Raw genomic sequence first — 19,661 nt, 5'->3', positions numbered from 1 at the left:
GCCGGGGACGGGACCCCGGAGGGCGGGGCAGCACGCCGCCGCCCGGGAGGCCGTAGGCTGGGCCCCATGCCCACCCTGCTGCTCGTCCGCCACGGCCGCTCGACCGCGAACACCGCCGGGATCCTGGCCGGTTGGACGCCCGGGGTGGACCTCGACGACACCGGCCGCGCCCAGGCCGCCGCGCTGGCCGACCGGCTCGCCGGGATCCCGCTGGTCCAGGCCGTGAGCAGCCCCCTGGAGCGCTGCCGGCAGACGCTGGAGCCGCTGCTCGCCGCCCGGCCCGAACTCGGCCCGCCCGCCGGGGACGAGCGCCTCGGCGAGTGCCACTACGGCGACTGGACCGGCCGGCCGCTGGCCGAGCTGGCCAAGGAGCCGCTCTGGCGCACCGTCCAGGACCACGCCGCGGCCGCGGCCTTCCCCGGCGGCGAGTCGCTGCGCGAGCTGAGCCACCGTACGGTGGGCGCGGTCCGCGAGTGGAACGCGAAGATCGCCGCCGAGCACGGCGAGGACGCGGTCTGGATCGCCTGCTCGCACGGCGACGTGATCAAGGCCGTGGTGGCCGATGCGCTGGGCCTGCACCTCGACCACTTCCAGCGGATCAGCGTCGAGCCGTGCTCGGTCACCGCGATCCGCTACACCCCGCAGCGGCCCTTCGTGCTGAGGATGGGCGACACCGGCGATCTCTCCCCGCTCGCCCCGAAGCCGGGCGGCCGCTCCGCCGGGGGCGGCGGTACTCCGGCCGGGGACGCGGTGGTCGGCGGCGCGACCGGCGCGGCCTGAGCGACCCGGCTCGCCCGCCCGGCTCCCCGGCTTCGGCTCCCCGGGCCGGGCCCGAAGGTCGTAGGGTGACTTACGAGCCCCATCGATGCCCGACCCGTCCGATTCCTACCCCGATCGACCACCACGATCGACGATCCGGAGCGAGAAGCGTGCCCCGTCAGGTCTTCTTCTACGACCAGCCCGAACGGTTCGTGGCCGGCACCGTCGGCCAGCCCGGCGCCCGGGCGTTCTACCTGCAGGCCAGCGCCCGGGGGCGGATCACCAGCGTGCTGCTGGAGAAGACCCAGGTCGCCGCGCTCGCCGAGCGGATCGAGGAGGTGCTGGACGAGGCGCTGCGGCGCAGCGGCGGCGACGCGGCCATCCCCGCCACCGCGCCGGCCGACCTGCTGGACACCGCGCCGCTGGACCTGCCCCTGGAACAGGAGTTCCGGGTCGGCACCATGGCGCTGGCGTGGGACAGCATCGACAGCTGCCTGGTGGTCGAGGCCCAGGCGGTGATCGAGGACGAGGACGAGGAGGACGCCGAGTCCGTCTTCGAGGACACCGAGGACGGCCCCGACATGCTGCGGGTGCGGCTGACCGGCGCGATGGCCCGGGTGTTCGCCAAGCGGGCGCTGGACCTGGTCGCCGCGGGCCGCAAGCCCTGCCCGTTCTGCAACCTGCCGCTCGACCCGGAGGGCCACCTGTGCCCGCGCGCGAACGGCTACCGGCGCTGAACACCGAGACCCCGCCGCAGGCGGACCCGGCGGCGGCCGCCGCGCTGGCCGCCGACGCGCCCACCGCGCTGCGCCTGCTGCGCGAGGGGGAGCTGACGGTGCACGGCCGGCTGGCCGACGCCTCCAACGCCGCCCTGTACTGCAGCGTCGCGCTGGACGGCCGGACCGCGCAGGCGGTCTACAAGCCGGTGGCCGGCGAGCGCCCGCTGTGGGACTTCCCGGACGGCACCCTGGCCGGCCGTGAGGTCGCCGCGTACGAGCTCGCCGCCGCCACCGGTTGGGCGCTGGTCCCGCCGACCGTGCTGCGGGACGGCCCGCACGGGCCCGGCATGGTCCAGCTCTGGATCGAGCCCGACCCCGGTGCCGCCCCGCTGCTCGCCCTCCAGGACCCGCAGGGGCCGGAGGAGGGCTGGCTGCCGATCACCCGCGCGGAGGTCGGCGGCGGACGCACCGCGCTGCTGGTGCACCCCGACGACCGGCGGCTGCGGCGGCTGGCCGTGCTGGACGCCGTCCTCAACAACGCCGACCGCAAGGGCGGTCACCTGATCTGCGCCGCCGACGGCCGGATCTACGGCATCGACCACGGGGTCACCTTTAACACCGAGGGCAAGCTGCGCACCCTGCTCTGGGGCTGGGCCGGGCAGCCGCTGCCGGCGGAGGCCCTGGAGATGCTGGCGGGGCTGGCCGGGCGGCTGGCGGCCGACCTCGGCGAGCGGCTCGCGCCGCACCTGACCGCTGCCGAGCTCGCGGCCGCCCGGGAGCGGGTGGCCGAGCTACGCGGCACCGGGCGCCACCCGCTGCCCTCCGAGGACTGGCCGGCCATCCCCTGGCCGCCGATCTGACCCTGCCGATCTGACCCTGCCGATCCCACCCTGCCGATCCGGCCGGCGGGCGAGCCGCCGGCCGGGGGGAGCACCGCCGTCGCGTCCCCGGCCGCCGGCATTGGTCTGGACCTGCGTGGTGCTCCGGCCGCACACTGCTCCGATGGACGAGCGACGGACCACCCCCCACCTGGACCTGCCGCTGCACCGCCTGCAGGTCCCCCTGCCGCACCTGCTGCCCTTCGCGATCGGCAGTTTCGAGGCCATCGGCCCGCTCTCCCGCGCGGGCTTCCCCCACCGGCACTCCTTCTTCGAGATCGTCCACGTCACCGGCGGCCGCGGCGCCCACGTGCTGGACCTGGTCCACCTCCCGCTGCATCCGCCGCAGTTGTGCGTCATCGCACCCGGCCAGGTGCACCACTGGGCCGACGCCGAGGGTCTGACCGGCCGGGTGGTCCTCTTCAACGAGGACTTCCTGCTCGGGCACCCGCAGGACCTCGCCGCCCTGCGTTCGCTGGCCGTCCGGCCGGGGCTGCCGCTCGGCGACCGGGCCGGGCCGATCGGCACCCTGCTGGCCGACATGGAGCACGAGTACCGCAGCTGCGAGCCCGGCTACCCGGGTGTGCTGCGGGCCAGCCTGCACATCCTGATCGTCCGGGCGCTGCGCGCAGCCCTTCCCGGTGCGGACGGCGCGGCGCCCGGACGGTCGGCCGAACTGGCCTCCGCCTTCACCCGCTTGATCGCCGAGCCGGGCCGGGGGTGGCGCTCGGTGGCCTCCTGCGCCCAGGAGTTGGGCGTCTCGCCCGGGCACCTGCAGACCCTGGTCAAGCAGGCGACCGGCCGCACGCCCGGTCGGCTGATCCGCCAGCAGCAGACCCTGGAGGCCAAACGGCTGCTCGCCTGCACCGACCTGACCGTCCGCCAGGTCGCCCGGGAGGCCGGCTTCGGCGACCCGGCGTACTTCTGCCGCTTCTTCCGGCGGGAGACCGGGATGACGCCGGGGGAGTTCCGGGCGGGGGTCGGAGGAAATCACCACGATCCCCGGATCGCGTCCATCGCGGCCGGTCCGGACGCCCCGTAGGTTGACTGCTGGCCGCCGGCGAGCGGTCCGTTCCGCGCGGGCGACCGCCGGCCCGGCCCTTGTCATGCCCCCACCATGACAAGGGCCACCCCCGTCCACCGCACCGTCCGCGCGCCGTGCTCCGCACGGCCCGGCGCGGCGTTCCGCACAGCCCCCACCCCACACCGAAGGAGTCGGCGCATGACCGCGTCCGAAGAGCCCGCCCCCGGGCGGGAGGGCCTGATCGACCGCCGGATCAGCCGCAAGTCCGTCCTCAAGGCCGCCGCGGTGCTCGGCACCGCCCCGCTGCTGATCGGCGGCGGTGTCGCCCTGGCCCGCGACCGGGCCGGCACCGGAGAGGCGCCCGGCCTCACCCCCGCCTGCCACGACGGCGACGGCCCCACCGTCGAGCAGACCGAGGGCCCCTACTTCAAGCCCGACTCCCCGCTGCGGACCTCGCTGGTCACCGACGGCACCCCGGGCACCCGGCTCACCGTCAGCGGCTATGTCTTCGGCCGGGCCTGCCTGCCGATTCCCGGTGTGCTGCTGGACTTCTGGCAGGCCGACGTGAACGGCGCGTACGACAACACCGGCTTCGCCTTCCGCGGCCACCAGTTCACCGACGCCCGGGGCGCCTTCAGCCTCACCACGATCGTCCCCGGCCTCTACCCGGGCCGTACCCGGCACATCCACGTCAAGCTCCAGGCGCCCGGCCGTCCGGTGCTCACCACCCAGCTCTACTTCCCCGGCGAGCCGCGCAACAGCACCGACACCATCTACGACGCGCGGCTGCTGATGAACGTCCGCCAGATCGGCTCGGGGAAGGAGGGCACCTACGACTTCGTGCTGAACGTGCCCCAGACGCCCGGCCCGACCGGCAGCCCCACCGCGACCCCCACCACGACCCCGACCGCCACGCCCACCACCACGCCCACCGCCACGCCGACCGGCCAGCCGGGCGGCACCTGGGCGGCGGGCACGCTCTACACCGCGGGCGACCGCGTCACCTACGCCGGCGTCTCCTACCGGTGCCTCCAGGGGCACACCGCCATCACCGGCTGGGAGCCGCCGAACGTGCCGGCCCTCTGGCAGCGGCTGTAGCGGCTCCGGCCGCGTCCCCGAGGGGGCCGGGCGCCCGGTCGGCGGCAGGGCCGGCCGGGCGCTCATCCGTGTATCTGGCACACCGTCGGGTTATTCCCGAGAGTCGCCAGAAATCCGTCAATGGCCGGTCCTTATCCGTCGGGAACCGATCGGACAACGAATCCGGTCGATCTTGCGCACTGGTTAGGCTTTCAAATGTTCGCAAGGTTAAAGTCGGTCCCATGCATGCCTGGCCCGCCTCCGAGGTTCCCGCCCTGCCTGGTCAGGGGCTCCCCCTTCGTATCTTCGACACCGCAGCGGGCGGTGTCCGGGAGGTCGTGCCGCAGGACGGCACCGCCCGGATCTACGTCTGCGGCATCACCCCCTACGACGCGACCCACATGGGCCACGCCGCCACCTACAACGCCTTCGACCTGGTGCAGCGGGTGTGGAAGGACGCCGGTCACGACGTCCTGTACGTCCAGAACGTCACCGACGTGGACGACCCGCTGCTGGAGCGCGCCGTGGCCACCGGCCAGGACTGGACGGCGCTGGCCGAGCGGGAGACCGCGCTCTTCCGCGAGGACATGACCGCCCTGCGGCTGCTCCCGCCGGCCCACTACATCGGCGCCGTCGAGTCGATCCCGTGGATCGTGCCGCTGGTCCAGAAGCTGCTGGCCGCCGGGGCCGCCTACGAGCTGGACGGCGACATCTACTTCTCGGTCGACGCCGACCCGCGGTTCGGCGCCGTCTCCGGCCTCACCCGCGAGGCCATGCGCCCGGTCTTCGCCGAGCGCGGCGGCGACCCGGACCGCCCCGGCAAGCGCAACCCGCTGGACGCCCTGCTCTGGCTGTCCGCCCGTCCGGGCGAGCCCGCCTGGGACACCGAGCTCGGCCACGGCCGCCCCGGCTGGCACATCGAGTGCGTCGCGATCGCGCTGAAGTTCCTCGGCATGTCCTTCGACATCCAGGGCGGCGGCAGCGACCTCTCGTTCCCGCACCACGAGATGGGCGCCGCGCACGCCCAGGTGGCCACCGGCGACCACCCGTACGCCAAGGCCTACGTGCACGCCGGCATGGTCGGCCTGGACGGGCACAAGATGTCCAAGTCCCGCGGCAACCTGGTCTTCGTCTCCGCGCTGCGTCGCGAGGGCGTCGACCCGGCGGCGATCCGCCTGGCCCTGCTCTCGCACCACTACCGCGAGGACTGGGAGTGGACCAAGGCCACCCTCGACGAGGCCGTCGAGCGGCTCGCCCGCTGGCGGGCCGCGGTCTCCCGGCCGGACGGCCCGCCGGCCGAGGCGGTGCTCGCCGAGGTCCGCGCCGCCCTCGCCGAGGATCTGGACGCGCCCGCCGCGCTGGCCGCGGTGGACGCCTGGGCCGCACGGCAGGAGGCCGGGGGCGGGGAGGACACCGGCGCGCCCGGCCTGGTCTCGCGCACGGTCGACGCGCTGCTCGGCGTCGCGCTCTGACACCGGGTCGCCGCGGACACCCGCACACGACGCCGAAGGGGCGCCGGGACCACTGGTCCTGACGCCCCTTCGGCGTGCTGCTCCGGCACGCGCACTGCTCCGGTGCTCCGGGACTCGGGAACTCCGGGACTCGGGAACTCCGGGAGTCCGGGACACCGCATGGAGGATCACTCCTCCTCGGCGCCCTCCTGGCTCTCCCGCGCGGTCGGCGGCTCCGGCTCGCTCGGCCGCTCGGCCGTGGCGTGCCCGGCCACCGGCTTCTCGCCCGTCGGGCCGACGTTCTCCCGCCGCCGCAGGTACCGCTCGAACTCCCGGGCGATCGCATCGCCCGAGGCCTCCGGCAGCTCCGCCGTGTCCTGCGCCTCCTCCAGCTGCTGGACGTACTCGGCCACCTCGCTGTCCTCGGCGGCCAGCTGGTCCACGCCCAGTTGCCAGGCGCGCGCGTCCTCGCCCAGCTCGCCCGGCGGGATCCGCAGGTCCAGCAGGTCCTCCAGCTTGTTGACCAGCGCCAGCGTCGCCTTCGGGTTCGGCGGCTGCGCGACGTAGTGCGGCACCGCGGCCCAGAGCGTCACGGCCGGGACCCCGGCGTGGGTGCAGGCCTCCTGCAGCACGCCGACGATCCCGGTCGGGCCCTCGTAGCGGCTCTCCTCCAGGTCCAGCCGCCGGGCGAGGTCCGGGTCGGAGGTGACGCCGCTGACCGGCACCGGGCGGCTGTGCGGGGTGTCGCCGAGCAGCGCGCCCAGGATCACCACCAGCTCGACGCCCAGCTCGTGGGCGAAGCCGAGCAGCTCGTTGCAGAACGAGCGCCAGCGCATGCTCGGCTCGATGCCGCGGACCAGGACGACGTCCCGGGTCTTCGGCTCGGTCACCCGGATCACCGAGAGCCGGGTGGTGGGCCAGGTGATCCGGCGGACACCGCCGTCCAGCCACACCGTGGGCCGGTTGACCTGGAAGTCGTAGTAGTCCTCCGCGTCCAGGGCGGCGAACACCTTGCCGCCCCAGGTGTCGTCCAGATGCGCCAGGGCCGCGGAGGCGGCGTCTCCGGCGTCGTTCCAGCCTTCGAAGGCGCAGACCATGACCGGGTCGATCAACTCGGGAACATCTTCCAGCTCGATCACCCAGCGTCTCCCTCCGGTCGGCGGCGGGCCGCACCACGCCCCGGCTGGCCTGCCGGGGCGCCGGCGGTCCGGCTGCCGACTGTCGAACCTCTCGTCTCCCATGGAACGGCTCGCCCCATGGTCCCTACCTGCCCAGCCTACGGGCTTTGAAGCGCCCGGCGGCCGGGCACCGGGACAGTCTGGGGGAGGGCGGCCCGGCGATCCAGCGGTTATCCGGACGCGCTGCGCGACGTGGCCGGCCCCCGCCCCGCGCCGGCCGGGCCCGGCCACGTCGTGCCCGCCCGCCCGGGCGGCGTGATGATGGAGACGGGGCCGGGCGGCGGGCGTGAGGAGCCGGACGGATGAACAGATGGCTGTGGATCGGTGCCGGCGCGGTCGCCGCCGCCTTCGGCACCGCGGTGCTGGCGGCCTCGGCGCTCGGGCGGCGCCTGCCGGTGGAGCACGTCACCGAGGGCGGTCTGGACCTGCCCCAGCCGCCGGGCGCGGTCTGGGACGTGCTGACCGACATCGACCTCTACCCGGCCTGGCGTCCGGGCCTGTCGCACGTCGAGCGGCTGCCCGCGACCGCCGCCGGCCGGTCCCGCTGGCGCGAGTACGACCGCCACGGCCACACCACCTACGAGGTGGTGGAGAGCGAGGCCCCGCACCGCCTGGTCACCGGCATCGCCGACCCGGACCTGCCCTACGGCGGCACCTGGACGTACGTGCTGACGCCGGCCGGCGAGGGGTGCCTGCTCACCGTCACCGAGCGCGGCGAGGTCCGCAAGCCGATCCACCGGGCGGTCGGCCACTACGTCACCGGCGAGGACGCCGCGATCCACCGCTACCTGGGCGCGCTCGCCCACCGCCTCGCCTGAGCGCCGGCCCCGCGCGCGGAAGGCTCAGCGCACCCAGCCGCGCCGGTAGTCCTCCCAGTTCTGCTCGGTCGCGGCGAAGTCCACGTACAGCCCGACGCCGAACCGCTGCCGCCCGAGGTCCTGCCGGCCCAGGCCGAGCCGGATGCCCCGGATCCCGTCCTCGACGGTCTCGGCGTGCCCCCAGTGGCCCCACTCGTCCTCCCAGTAGAACGGCAGGCCCATCAGCAGGTCGACGTCCTCGGGCGTGGCCTCCAGCGCCAGCTCGGTCTGGTAGGCGTTGTAGGCGCCGTAGAAGCCGGCCGTCGGCATGCTGGAGTCGTAGGTCATCAGCGCGATCTGGTCGACCCGGCGCGCGGTCTGCGCGAAGTAGGCCTGGTCCCACCACTTGCCGTGGTCGGTGAGCGCGATCGCGATGTCGTGCTGCCAGGGCAGCGGATCGATCTGCGGGGCGGCGACGGACAGCTGGGCGCCGCGCGCGGCCGTCACCGGGCGGACCTGGTCGAGCAGCGCGAGCCAGCCCTTCGAGCCCGGCCGGATCGGCTCCATGTCGAGGTGCACGCCGTCGAACCCGAGGTCCAGCACCTGGCCGGCCGAGGCGGTGACCCGGTCCCGGGTGGGCGCGTCCTCCAGGTCCAGCGCGTCCTTCTCCGGCTTGACCTCGTCGCCCAGCCAGCCCTGCACCCGGATGCCGGGCAGCACCCGGTGCGCGGTCTCGGTGAACCACCGGGCGCGGGGGTGGACGGCGGGCGGCAGCGAGCCGTCGTGCTCCAGCGGACCGGTGTGGACGTAGAGGTCGCGGACGCCGGTGCCGGCGAGCCGCCGGGCGAGCGCGGCGACGTCGGCGTCACCCTTCCGGCCGTCCACCCAGGCGTGACCCAGCCAGACCGCGTCGCGCCCCCGGGTGCGGGCCTGCGGCGAGGGCTCGCCGACGTACTGCAGCCGCAGTGCGAGCGCCGCCGCGCCCACCGGTGCGACCAGCACGGCGACCGCCACCAGGGCCGCCACCAGGCACTTCCGCCATCGCGACAGCCGGCGCCAGCGGCCGCGCACCGCCCGTAGCGGCCGACCCGCCGCCGTCGTGACCCGCCGTACGCGCGTCCCGAATCCCGCCATGCCTCTGGCTCCCCCCTCATGGCCGAGCGCTCAGGATACGGAATGCCCCACCGGCCCCAGGCCCTGGCCGGATACCCTGGCCACGTGCGTCCCCGACTCAGCGGGTTCGCAAAGCCGACAGCCGTCGCACCCAGGGAGAAGCCCCATGGCCACTGCAGCCGATCCGTCCATCACCCAGCAGAGCCGCGCGAACGCGCTGCGTGAGGCGCTCGCCACCCGCGTGGTGGTGGCCGACGGGGCGATGGGCACCATGCTCCAGGCACAGGACCCGACCCTGGAGGACTTCCAGAACCTGGAGGGCTGCAACGAGGTCCTCAACCTCACCCGGCCCGACATCGTCCGCTCCGTCCACGACGCGTACTTCGCGGTGGGCGTGGACTGCGTGGAGACCAACACCTTCGGCGCCAACTTCTCGGCGCTCGGCGAGTACGACATCTCCGACCGCATCTTCGAGCTCTCCGAGGCCGGCGCCCGGATCGCCCGCGAGGCGGCCGACCGGCACGCCGCCGACGGCCGCACCCGGTGGGTGCTCGGCTCGATCGGCCCCGGCACCAAGCTGCCGACGCTCGGCCACGCCCCGTACGGGACGCTGCGCGACGGCTTCCAGCAGAACGCGGCCGGCCTGATCGCGGGCGGCGCGGACGCGCTGCTGGTGGAGACCAGCCAGGACCTGCTGCAGACCAAGGCCGCGATCCTCGGCTGCAAGCGTGCGCTCGCCGAGGCCGGCCTCGACCTGCCGGTCCTGGTGCAGGTGACCGTGGAGACCACCGGCACCATGCTGCTCGGCTCCGAGATCGGCGCCGCGCTGACGGCGCTGGAGCCGCTCGGCGTCGACTACATCGGCCTGAACTGCGCCACCGGCCCGGCCGAGATGAGCGAGCACCTGCGCTACCTGGCCAAGAACGCCAGGATCGGCCTCTCCTGCATGCCGAACGCGGGCCTGCCGGTGCTGGGCAAGGACGGCGCGCACTACCCGTTGAGCCCGGCCGAGCTGGCGGACGCGCACGACGTCTTCACCCGCGAGTACGGCCTCTCGCTGGTCGGCGGCTGCTGCGGCACCACTCCCGAGCACCTGCGCCAGGTGGTCGAGCGGGTCCAGGGCCGCCCGATCGCCGTCCGCGACCCGCGCCCGGAGCCGGCGGCCGCCTCGCTCTACCAGGCGGTGCCGTTCCGCCAGGACACCTCCTACCTGGCGATCGGCGAGCGCACCAACGCCAACGGTTCGAAGAAGTTCCGCGAGTCGATGCTGGCCGGCGACTGGCAGGCCTGCGTGGAGATCGCCCGCGAGCAGATCCGGGACGGCTCCCACCTGCTGGACCTCTGCGTGGACTACGTCGGCCGCGACGGCGTCGCCGACATGAAGGAGGTCGCCGGCCGGCTGGCCACCGCCTCCACCCTGCCGATCGTCCTGGACTCCACCGAGCCGGACGTGCTGCGGGCCGGGCTGGAGGCGCTCGGCGGCCGGGCGGTGCTCAACTCGGTCAACTACGAGGACGGCAACGCCCCCGACTCCCGCTTCGGCCGGATCGCCTCGCTGGCCCGCGAGCACGGCGCCGGCCTGATCGCGCTGACCATCGACGAGGAGGGCCAGGCCCGCACCGCCGACAAGAAGGTCGAGATCGCCGAGCGGCTGATCGGGGAGCTGACCGCGGACTACGGGATCGACGAGGGCTCGATCCTGGTCGACTGCCTCACCTTCACCCTGGCCACCGGCCAGGAGGAGTCCCGCCGGGACGGCATCGAGACCATCGAGGCGATCCGCGAGCTCAAGCGCCGTCACCCGCACGTGCAGACCACGCTCGGCCTCTCCAACATCTCCTTCGGCCTCAACCCGGCCGCCCGCGTGGTGCTGAACTCGGTCTTCCTGAACGAGTGCGTGGAGGCCGGTCTGGACTCGGCGATCGTGCACGCCTCGAAGATCCTGCCGATCTCGCGCATCCCCGAGGACCAGCGCGAGGCCGCGCTCGACCTGGTCTACGACCGCCGCCGGGACGACTACGACCCGCTGCAGCGCCTGCTGCAGCTGTTCGAGGGCGTGTCCTCGGCCTCGGTCAAGGCGTCCAAGGCGGAGGAGCTGGCGGCGCTGCCGCTGGAGGAGCGGCTGCAGCGCCGGATCATCGACGGCGAGCGGAACGGCCTGGAGGCCGACCTGGAGGAGGCGCTCACCGCGCGCCCGGCGCTGGAGATCATCAACGACACCCTGCTGTCCGGCATGAAGGTGGTCGGCGAGCTGTTCGGCTCCGGCCAGATGCAGCTGCCGTTCGTCCTCCAGTCCGCCGAGGTGATGAAGACCGCGGTGGCCCACCTGGAGCCGCACATGGAGAAGTCCGACGCGGAGGGCAAGGGCACCATCGTGCTGGCCACCGTCAAGGGCGACGTCCACGACATCGGCAAGAACCTGGTCGACATCATCCTGTCCAACAACGGCTACAACGTCGTCAACCTGGGCATCAAGCAGCCGGTCTCGGCGATCCTGGATGCGGCGCAGGAGCACAACGCGGACGTGATCGGCATGTCCGGCCTGCTGGTGAAGTCCACGGTGATCATGAAGGAGAACCTGGAGGAGCTGAACCAGCGCAAGCTGGCGGCCGACTACCCGGTGATCCTCGGCGGCGCCGCGCTCACCCGGGCCTACGTCGAGCAGGACCTGCACGAGATCTACGAGGGCGAGGTCCGCTACGCGCGGGACGCCTTCGAGGGCCTGCGGCTGATGGACGCGCTGATCGCGGTCAAGCGCGGCGTGCCCGGTGCGGCCCTGCCCGAGCTCAAGCAGCGCCGGCACGCCCGGGTGGAGGTCGAGCAGGCGGAGGAGGTCAACCTCGGCCAGATCCGCTCCGACGTGGCGGTCGACAACACCGTGCCGGCCCCGCCGTTCTGGGGCGACCGGATCGTCAAGGGCGTGCCGTTCGCCGACTACGCCTCCTGGCTGGACGAGGACGCGCTGTTCAAGGGCCAGTGGGGGCTGAAGGCCGCCCGCAACGGTGACGGGCCGTCCTACGAGGAGCTGGTGGAGTCGGAGGGCCGGCCGCGGCTGCGGATGTGGCTGGACCGGCTGCAGACCGAGGGCTGGCTGGAGGCGGCCGTGGTCTACGGCTACTACCCGGCCAACTCCAAGGGCGACGACCTGATCGTCTTCCACGAGGACGGCACCGAGCGGACCCGCTTCACCTTCCCGCGCCAGCGCCGCGGGCGCCGGCTCTGCCTGGCGGACTTCTTCCGGCCGGAGGAGTCGGGCGTGCGGGACGTGGTCGGCCTGCAGGTGGTCACCATGGGCAACCGGATCTCCGAGGCGGCCAACGAGCTGTTCGCCAACAACTCCTACCGCGACTACCTGGAGCTGCACGGCCTCTCGGTGCAGCTGGCCGAGGCGCTGGCCGAGTTCTGGCACGCGCGGGTCCGGTACGAGCTGGGCTTCTCCGGCGAGGACCCGCAGGACGTCAAGGACATGTTCGCGCTGAAGTACCGGGGCGCCCGGTTCTCGCTCGGCTACGGGGCCTGCCCGGAGCTGGAGGACCGCGCCAAGATCGCCGAGCTGCTGCGGCCCGAGCGGATCGGCGTGGTGCTCTCCGAGGAGTTCCAGCTGCACCCGGAGCAGTCCACCGACGCGATCGTGATCCACCACCCGGAGGCCAAGTACTTCAACGCGCGGTAGCCCGCACGTCGCGTTCCGTTCGCTCTTTTCGGACGTACGGGGCGTATCCTGGATCATCCTGAACGGGCCGGTCCGCTCACCAGCGGGCCGGCCTGTGCCATCCCCGGGGGCGGTGCCCCGGCCTTACCGCCCCGGGGGAACCGACGGAAGGATCCCGCCATGACCACCATCTCCACCGCCACCCGCGTCCTCGACCACGGCGACGGCCGGGGCCTGCAGGCGGTGCTGCTGGACATGGACGGGACCCTGGTGGACACCGAGGACTTCTGGTGGCAGGCCGAGGCCTCGCTCTTCGCCGAGCTGGGCTACGAGCTGGACGAGAAGGACCGCGCCCAGGTGGTCGGCGGTCCGATGAGCCGGGTGATCGACTACCTGCTCGCGAGGACCGGGGTGGACCTGTCGCCGCCCGACCTCACCGTGCTGATCAACCAGCGCTTCGTGGACCTGCTGGCCGGCGGCGTACCGCTCATGCCGGGCGCCGAGCGGCTGCTCAACACCCTTGCGGCGCACGGCGTCCCGGCCGCGCTGGTGTCGGCGTCGCACCGTCAGATCATCGACATCGTGCTGCAGTCGCTGGGTGCCCACCACTTCGCCTTCAGCGTCGCGGGGGACGAGGTCCCGCGGACCAAGCCGCACCCGGACCCGTACCTGGAGGCGGCGCGCCGGCTGGGCGCCGTGCCGGGCCGCTGCGTGGTGGTGGAGGACGCCCCGACCGGGGTCCGCTCGGCCGAGGCGGCCGGCTGCCCGGTGATCGCGGTGCCCTCGGTGGCGGTGATCGAGCCGGCGCCCGGGCGGCTGGTGCTGCCCTCGCTGGAGCAGGTGGATCTTGAACTGCTCCGCTCGCTGGTCGCCTCGCGAGTGTGATTGTCGTCTCATTGCATGCGGGTGCTACCGACCGGTAGGTGGCCGCGGCCGCCCGTCGTGCCTGGACGCTCGGGGAGAAATCGGGCATTGACCGACAACTCGTCGGATGGCCGAAATCAATTCGGCCTCCCGTGTCCCAACTGTCACCTGCGCGGGTAGCGGTGGTGCGTGTTCGATATGGCACGCTACTCCAGTTCGTTCCCCACCCCGAGCCCTGCCGCCGCCGCCCGGACGGGCAACCCCGTCCTGACTGCGGTCGCACGGCGACCGGTCCGCGCGCGCCCTCCGCACCCCGGAGGCACTTTCGTGTGCGGACCACCCGGCCCATGCCGGACCGCACCCAGAAGGACGCGCCCGTGAAGACTTCAGCTGGACGACTGGCAGCGCTCGGCTGCGCCGGCCTGGTGGCCGCCTCGGTGACGGGCTGCGGCTCGGTCACCGACGCCGTCAAGGGGGACGGCGGCAAGGCGATCACCATGGGCACCACCGCGACCACCGCTGTGCTCGACCCGGCCGGCGCCTACGACTCCGGCGCCTGGCTGGTGCTGCGCAACACCTTCCAGTCGCTGCTGACCTACCCCGCCGCCTCCAGCTCGCCCGTGCCGGACGCCGCGCAGTCCTGCGAGTTCACCGGCGGCGAGGCCACGCTCTACCACTGCACGCTCAAGTCCGGCCTGAAGTTCTCCAACGGTCACCCGCTGACCGCCGCCGACGTGGTGTACTCGATCGAGCGCACCAAGAAGATCAAGGACGACAACGGTCCGGTCGGGCTGCTCGACACGATCAAGTCGGTCGAGGCCAAGGGTGACACGGAGGTGGTCTTCCACCTCGCCCAGCCCGACGCCACCCTCCCGGCCAAGCTGGCCACCCCCGCCGGCGCCATCGTCGACCACCAGGTCTTCCCGGCCGACAAGCTGCTCGGCAACGACAAGCTGGTCGGCTCCGGCCCGTACAAGATCGACTCGATCGAGACCGCGAGCGGCGGCAAGGTCCCCAACAAGATCGCCCTCTCGGCCAACGGCGACTACGCCGGCGACGCCAAGCTGCGGAACAAGAAGTTCACGGTCCGCTACTTCGAGAAGGCCGGTGCGCTGAAGGACGCGCTCGACAAGGGCGAGGTCGACCTCACCGACGACAGCCTGGAGCCCAACACCGCGGCCCAGGTCCGTTCCGACCAGCAGGGCGGCAAGACCGACCTCCAGGTCGTCGAGGGCGACAGCAACGACACCCGCAGCATCGTCTTCAACACCAAGGACGCGACCACCGGCAACGTCGCCGTGCGGCAGGCCGCCGCCCAGCTGGTCGACCGCAAGACGCTCGCCCGCGACGTCTTCGCCCGCACCGTCCAGCCGGTGTACTCGATGGTCCCGGCCGGCGTCACCGGCCACACCACGTCCTTCTTCGACAAGTACGGCGACCAGGACGTCGCCAAGGCCAAGGCGATCCTGGCCGCGGCCAAGGTCCAGACCCCGGTCAAGCTGAGCCTCACCTGGTCCCGCTCGCGCGCCGAGGGCGCCGAGAGCGAGATGCTCAAGAAGCAGCTGGAGGCCGGCGGCCTCTTCCAGGTCACCGTCCAGCACGAGGCGGACTGGGAGGCCTTCAAGAAGGGCTGGACCGACGGCAAGTACCAGGCCTACGTCGTCGGCTGGTTCGCCGACTACCCGGACGCGGACAACTACATCGCGCCGCTGATCGTCGAGGGCGGTTCCTACCACCACGGCTGGGACGACCCCCGGATCAGCCAGAAGCTGGTGCCGGAGGCCCTCAAGCAGGCCGACCGCGGCGCCGCCACCGCGTCCTACAACCAGATCCAGGCCATCGTCGCCGAGAACGTGCCGCTGATCCCGCTGTTCCAGAACAAGGCGTTCTACGCGGCGAAGTCCTACGTCACCGGCGTCGAGGCGACCGTCGACACCACCGGCGTCTTCCGCTTCTGGGAGATCGGCCGCTCCGGCGGCAAGTAGCCGGGACCCTCGGCACGGTGGCCCGTCCGCCCTCCCCGGGTGCAGGGGGAGCGGACGGGCCACCGTCACGTCCGGGGCCGGTAGCCCGTCGGCCCGCTCAGAGCGTCCCGGGGCGGACCAGGCCGCTCTCGTACGCGTAGACCGCCGCCTGCACCCGGTCGCGCAGCTGCAGCTTGGTCAGCACGTGCCCGACGTGCGTCTTGACCGTGGTCTCGCTGACGAACAGCTCCGCCGCGATCTCCGCGTTCGACAGCCCGCGCGCCACCAGCTTCAGCACCTCCAGCTCGCGCTCGGTCAGCGCGTTCAGCGCCTGCGGCGGCGCCTCGTCGCCGGAGGGCAGCTTGGTGGCGTACATGTCGAGCAGTCGGCGGGTGATGCTCGGCGCCAGCATCGCCGCGCCGTCGGCGACCACCCGGATCGCCTGCACCAGCTCCTCGGCCGGGACGTCCTTCAGCAGGAATCCGCTGGCCCCCGCGCGCAGCGCCTCGACCACGTACTCGTCCAGGTCGAAGGTGGTCAGCACCAGCACCTTGGCCGGGCCGTCCCGCCCCGGCCCGGCGATCCGGCGGGTCGCCTCGACCCCGTCCATCCTGGGCATCCGGATGTCCATCAGCACCACGTCGGGCTGCAGCGCCCGGACCTGGTCCAGCGCCTGCTGGCCGTCGCCGGCCTCGCCGACCACCACCAGGTCGGACTCGGCCTCCAGGATCATCCGGAAACCGGTGCGCAGCAGCGGCTGGTCGTCGACCAGCAGCACTCGGATCGTCACCTAGGACTCCTCGCTCATCGGATCCCCCGTGGGATCGTCCTCGTCAGACGTGCGCGCCAGCGGCAGCGGGTACGGCGGGGGAGTGCCGCCGAACTCCGGGCAGCTGGCCCGGTGGTCGCACCAGTCGCAGAGCCGGTTGCGGGTGGCCGGGAAGTCGCCCGTGGCCACCGCCAGGGTGATCCGCTCCCAGAGCGCCTGCAGCTTGCGCTCCACCGCCAGCAGGTCGGCCTCGTCCGGGTCGTAGCTGACCACGTCGCCGCCGCCGCCGAGGTAGACCAGCTGCAGCCGCTTCGGGATCACACCCTTCCACCGCCACACCACCAGCGCGTAGAACTTCATCTGGAACATCGCCTTGCCCTCGAAGTCCCGCGAGGGCGCCCGGCCGGTCTTGTAGTCCACCAGCCGGACCTCGCCGGTCGGGGCGACGTCGACCCGGTCGATGTAGCCGCGCAGCAGCAGGCCCGACCGCAGGGCCGTCTCCACGTAGAGCTCCCGCTCCACCGGGTGCAGCCGGCTCGGGTCCTCCAGCCGGAACCACTGGGCGACCAGCTTCTCGGCGTCGGCCAGCCAGCGGGTGAGCGCCGCACCGTCCGGATCCTCCGGGAAGAGCGCGCCCAGCTCCGGGCGCTCGCCCAGCAGCCGCTCCCACTGCGGGCGCAGCAGGCCCAGCGCCCGCTCCGGCGTCCGCTCCGCCGCCGGGCTGTCGAACAGCCGCTCCAGCACCGCGTGCACCAGGGTGCCCCGGGTCGCCGCCGCGCTCGGCGGCTCCGGCAGACGGTCGATCACCCGCAGCCGGTACAGCAGCGGGCAGGTCAGGAAGTCCCCCGCGCGGGACGGGGACAGGCCGGTCGGGGGCGCCGGCGGCCGGGCCGGGGCCACGGTGGCGCTGCTGGTGTCGGTCTGCTGCATACCCCGACCCTATTGCCCCCGGCTGCCATCCCGCTGACACGGTGCTGCCACCCGTCCGTTCCAGTTGGGTATGAACCCTGCGAGAGGGGCGCGCGCCGCCGGACCGCCCCGATCACGTAGCGTGGGCGAACCGGGGCGCGACGGGGAACCGACGGAAGGGATCACGGTGAGCGACAGCAGGGGGCGGCAGACCTCCGACCAGCCACCGCACGGCGGCGGCTCCCGGCCCGGGCCCCGGCCGCCCGAGGAGCCGGAGCGCCGCGGCGGCATCCTGATGGGCCGCCCGTTCGGCGTCCCGATCTACGTCACGCCCTCGTGGTTCGTCATCGCCGCCCTGATCACCTGGGTGTTCGGGGGCCAGCTCGACCGCGTCCTGCCCGAGCTCGGCGCCACCCGCTACCTGGTCGCGTTCTCCTTCGCGGTCGCCTTCTACGGCTCCGTGCTGGTCCACGAGCTCGCCCACACCCTGGTGGCCCTGCGCTACCGGCTCGGCGTGCGCCGCATCCAGCTGCAGTTCTTCGGAGGCGTGTCGGAGATCGAGAACGAGGCCGAGAGCCCCTGGCGCGAGTTCTGGCTGGCCTTCGTCGGCCCGCTGCTCTCCCTGGTGCTCGGCGGCGTCTTCTACCTCGCCGTCCAGGCCGTCGAGCTCTCCTCCGTGCCCGGGGTGCTGCTGACCGGCCTGATGGTGTCCAACCTCGTCGTCGCCGCCTTCAACCTGCTGCCCGGCCTGCCGCTGGACGGCGGCCGGATGCTGCGCGCCGTCGTCTGGGCCGTCACCGGGCGGCCGATGGCCGGCACGGTGGCCGCCGCCTGGGCGGGCCGGGCCCTGGCCATCGCCGTCCTGATCGGCCTGCCGCTGGTCAGCGCCGCCCGCGGGACCGAGCGCAGCGACACCGACACCCTGGTGGACGCGGTGCTCGCCGCCGTCCTCGCCGCGATCATCTGGAACGGCGCCGGCGGCAGCCTGCGCAACGCCCGGCTCAAGGAGGTGCTGCCCGGCCTGCGGCTGCGCGAGCTCGCCCGGCGCGCCGTCGAGGTCACCGGCGACACCCCCCTCGGCGAGGCCATGCGCCGTGCCCGCGAGGCCGAGGCCGGCGCCCTGGTCGTCGTCGACGGCCGGGGCGAGCCCACCGGCATCGTCCGCGAGTCCGCCGTCCGCGGCGTCCCCGAGCACCGCCGTCCCTGGATCGCCGTCGGTGCCCTGGCCCGCGACCTCGAACCGGGACTGCGGCTCTCCGCCGACCTGGCCGGCGAGGACCTGCTGCGCGCCGTCCGGGCCACCCCGGCCGGCGAGTACCTGGTCGTCGAGGACGACGGGCGGGTCTACGGCGTCGCCGCGCTCACCGACATCGAGCAGCGGCTGACCGCCGCCGTCACCGGCCGGTGATCACCGTGGTCGGGCGGAGCGCACGTTTCCCTTAGGATTGTCCGCATGTCCGAACCGACCGGTGCCACCCGCCGACGCGGGCCCTTCCAGGTCGGGGACCAGGTCCAGCTGACCGACCCGAAGGGCCGCCACTACACGTTCACGCTCCAGGCCGGGAACCAGTTCCACACCCACAAGGGTGCGTTCCCGCACGACGAGCTGATCGGCGCCCCGGAGGGCACGGTCGTGCGCACCACGGGGAACGTCCCGTACCTCGCGCTGCGCCCCCTGCTCCCCGACTACGTCCTGTCCATGCCGCGCGGCGCCGCCGTGATCTACCCCAAGGACGCGGGGCAGATCCTGGCGATGGCCGACATCTTCGCGGGTGCCCGCGTCGTCGAGGCCGGCGTCGGCTCCGGCGCGCTCTCCAGCTACCTGCTGCGCGCCGTCGGCGACACCGGCATGCTGGCCTCCTACGAGCGCCGGCAGGACTTCGCCGACATCGCCAGGGGCAACGTCGAGCGGTACTTCGGCGGGCCGCACCCGGCGTGGAAGCTCACCGTCGGCGACCTCCAGGACAACCTGGTGGAGACCGACGTCGACCGCGTCATCCTCGACATGCTCGCCCCGTGGGAGTGCCTGGACGTCGCCTCCAAGGCGCTCGTCCCCGGCGGCCTGATCTGCTGCTACGTCGCCACCACGACGCAGATGTCCAAGACCGTCGAGGCGCTGCGCGAGCACGGCACCTTCACCGAGCCGCAGGCCTGGGAGACCATGGTCCGCACCTGGCACCTGGAGGGCCTGGCCGTCCGCCCGGACCACCGGATGATCGGCCACACCGGCTTCCTGCTCACCGCCCGTCGCCTCGCCGACGGCGTCGAGCCGCCGCTGCGCCGCCGCCGCCCGGCCAAGGGCGCGTACGGCGAGGACTACGACAACGGCGCGCCCGCGCCCTCGCTGCAGGAGCGCGCCGCGGCCCGGGCCGCCGCCCGCTCGTCCGAGGAACCCGACCTCGGCTGACCGCACGCACGGACAGGGGTGGTACCGCGGGCTTCCGGCCCCGGTACCACCCCTTCGCGTCACCCGCGCACCCGCGCCACCCCGCGGCCGCCCCCCGTGT

Annotated in this window: 16 protein-coding genes; 12 read left to right on the top strand and 4 right to left on the bottom strand. The window is 73.5% G+C overall.

Features of this window, described 5'->3' with window-relative positions:
• Positions 1-66 precede the first annotated feature (66 nt).
• The 6 genes from MCM47_RS00545 (at position 67) to mshC (ending at position 5,929) form a co-directional block, all read left to right on the top strand.
• Positions 67-780, top strand: coding sequence for a histidine phosphatase family protein (locus MCM47_RS00545; RefSeq protein ID WP_238739935.1), 714 nt, complete (start codon positions 67-69; stop codon positions 778-780).
• Positions 781-929: 149 nt separating this feature from the next.
• On the top strand, positions 930-1,496 hold the full coding sequence (locus MCM47_RS00540) for a DUF3090 domain-containing protein (RefSeq protein WP_238739934.1): 567 nt from the start codon (positions 930-932) through the stop codon (positions 1,494-1,496).
• A 44-nt stretch (positions 1,497-1,540) separates the two neighbouring features.
• Entirely contained in the window at positions 1,541-2,338 is a 798-nt protein-coding gene (locus tag MCM47_RS00535; RefSeq protein ID WP_238741409.1) for an SCO1664 family protein, read from the top strand.
• 142 nt (positions 2,339-2,480) lie between these two features.
• Complete coding sequence (locus MCM47_RS00530; RefSeq protein WP_238739933.1) at positions 2,481-3,398, top strand: AraC family transcriptional regulator; 918 nt, start codon at positions 2,481-2,483, stop codon at positions 3,396-3,398.
• A 180-nt stretch (positions 3,399-3,578) separates the two neighbouring features.
• On the top strand, positions 3,579-4,478 hold the full coding sequence (locus MCM47_RS00525; protein WP_238739932.1) for a carbohydrate-binding protein: 900 nt from the start codon (positions 3,579-3,581) through the stop codon (positions 4,476-4,478).
• Positions 4,479-4,699: 221 nt separating this feature from the next.
• Positions 4,700-5,929 carry a cysteine--1-D-myo-inosityl 2-amino-2-deoxy-alpha-D-glucopyranoside ligase gene (mshC, locus tag MCM47_RS00520; RefSeq protein ID WP_238739931.1) on the top strand — a complete coding sequence of 410 codons (1,230 nt, stop codon included), beginning with the start codon at positions 4,700-4,702 and terminating at the stop codon, positions 5,927-5,929.
• A 167-nt stretch (positions 5,930-6,096) separates the two neighbouring features.
• Here mshC and MCM47_RS00515 read toward each other — a convergent pair whose 3' ends face one another.
• The gene (locus MCM47_RS00515; RefSeq protein ID WP_308222265.1) at positions 6,097-7,047 is read right to left on the bottom strand and encodes a PAC2 family protein; all 951 of its coding nucleotides are present in this window, start codon (positions 7,045-7,047) and stop codon (positions 6,097-6,099) included.
• 341 nt (positions 7,048-7,388) lie between these two features.
• Between MCM47_RS00515 and MCM47_RS00510 the strand changes: the two genes are divergently transcribed.
• A complete protein-coding gene (locus MCM47_RS00510) occupies positions 7,389-7,904 on the top strand; it encodes an SRPBCC domain-containing protein (protein ID WP_238739930.1) in 516 nt (171 codons plus the stop codon).
• 24 nt (positions 7,905-7,928) lie between these two features.
• Here the strand turns inward: MCM47_RS00510 and MCM47_RS00505 are convergent, their stop codons facing one another.
• The gene (locus MCM47_RS00505; protein ID WP_238739929.1) at positions 7,929-8,909 is read right to left on the bottom strand and encodes a hypothetical protein; all 981 of its coding nucleotides are present in this window, start codon (positions 8,907-8,909) and stop codon (positions 7,929-7,931) included.
• Positions 8,910-9,162: 253 nt separating this feature from the next.
• On the opposite strand from MCM47_RS00505, the gene metH reads away from it, so the two are divergent.
• From metH to MCM47_RS00490, 3 genes are all read left to right on the top strand, one after another.
• Positions 9,163-12,669: a methionine synthase gene (gene metH, locus MCM47_RS00500; protein ID WP_238739928.1), complete on the top strand. Its 3,507-nt coding sequence runs from the start codon at positions 9,163-9,165 to the stop codon at positions 12,667-12,669.
• 159 nt (positions 12,670-12,828) lie between these two features.
• Positions 12,829-13,533, top strand: a complete 705-nt coding sequence (locus MCM47_RS00495) for an HAD family phosphatase (RefSeq protein WP_238739927.1) — start codon at positions 12,829-12,831, stop codon at positions 13,531-13,533.
• Positions 13,534-13,889: 356 nt separating this feature from the next.
• Positions 13,890-15,497 (top strand): ABC transporter substrate-binding protein, encoded by a 1,608-nt coding sequence (locus MCM47_RS00490; RefSeq protein WP_238739926.1) that lies wholly within the window; start codon positions 13,890-13,892, stop codon positions 15,495-15,497.
• A 97-nt stretch (positions 15,498-15,594) separates the two neighbouring features.
• On the opposite strand, the gene MCM47_RS00485 is transcribed toward MCM47_RS00490, so the two are convergent.
• Both MCM47_RS00485 and MCM47_RS00480 read right to left on the bottom strand, forming a co-directional pair.
• Positions 15,595-16,266 carry a response regulator transcription factor gene (locus MCM47_RS00485; RefSeq protein ID WP_238739925.1) on the bottom strand — a complete coding sequence of 224 codons (672 nt, stop codon included), beginning with the start codon at positions 16,264-16,266 and terminating at the stop codon, positions 15,595-15,597.
• Positions 16,267-17,175: a RecB family exonuclease gene (locus MCM47_RS00480; protein WP_238739924.1), complete on the bottom strand. Its 909-nt coding sequence runs from the start codon at positions 17,173-17,175 to the stop codon at positions 16,267-16,269.
• A gap of 166 nt (positions 17,176-17,341) precedes the next feature.
• Between MCM47_RS00480 and MCM47_RS00475 the strand changes: the two genes are divergently transcribed.
• Both MCM47_RS00475 and MCM47_RS00470 read left to right on the top strand, forming a co-directional pair.
• Entirely contained in the window at positions 17,342-18,562 is a 1,221-nt protein-coding gene (locus MCM47_RS00475; protein WP_238739923.1) for a site-2 protease family protein, read from the top strand.
• A 45-nt stretch (positions 18,563-18,607) separates the two neighbouring features.
• The gene (locus MCM47_RS00470; RefSeq protein ID WP_238739922.1) at positions 18,608-19,561 is read left to right on the top strand and encodes a tRNA (adenine-N1)-methyltransferase; all 954 of its coding nucleotides are present in this window, start codon (positions 18,608-18,610) and stop codon (positions 19,559-19,561) included.
• Positions 19,562-19,661: the final 100 nt, after the last annotated feature.

The organism is Kitasatospora sp. A2-31 (genome assembly GCF_022288725.1).
Taxonomy (GTDB): domain Bacteria; phylum Actinomycetota; class Actinomycetes; order Streptomycetales; family Streptomycetaceae; genus Kitasatospora.
This window is presented reverse-complemented; position numbering and strand designations above follow the sequence as displayed.

What these genes read in the sequence shown, in the direction of transcription:
- MCM47_RS00545 (WP_238739935.1), top strand. Translation starts at nt 67, where the DNA reads ATGCCCACCCTGCTGCTCGTCCGCCACGGCCGCTCGACCGCGAACACC.
- MCM47_RS00530 (WP_238739933.1), top strand. Translation starts at nt 2,481, where the DNA reads ATGGACGAGCGACGGACCACCCCCCACCTGGACCTGCCGCTGCACCGC.
- MCM47_RS00525 (WP_238739932.1), top strand. Translation starts at nt 3,579, where the DNA reads ATGACCGCGTCCGAAGAGCCCGCCCCCGGGCGGGAGGGCCTGATCGAC.
- mshC (WP_238739931.1), top strand. Translation starts at nt 4,700, where the DNA reads ATGCATGCCTGGCCCGCCTCCGAGGTTCCCGCCCTGCCTGGTCAGGGG.
- MCM47_RS00510 (WP_238739930.1), top strand. Translation starts at nt 7,389, where the DNA reads ATGAACAGATGGCTGTGGATCGGTGCCGGCGCGGTCGCCGCCGCCTTC.
- metH (WP_238739928.1), top strand. Translation starts at nt 9,163, where the DNA reads ATGGCCACTGCAGCCGATCCGTCCATCACCCAGCAGAGCCGCGCGAAC.
- MCM47_RS00495 (WP_238739927.1), top strand. Translation starts at nt 12,829, where the DNA reads ATGACCACCATCTCCACCGCCACCCGCGTCCTCGACCACGGCGACGGC.
- MCM47_RS00480 (WP_238739924.1), bottom strand. Translation starts at nt 17,175, where the DNA reads ATGCAGCAGACCGACACCAGCAGCGCCACCGTGGCCCCGGCCCGGCCG.
- MCM47_RS00470 (WP_238739922.1), top strand. Translation starts at nt 18,608, where the DNA reads ATGTCCGAACCGACCGGTGCCACCCGCCGACGCGGGCCCTTCCAGGTC.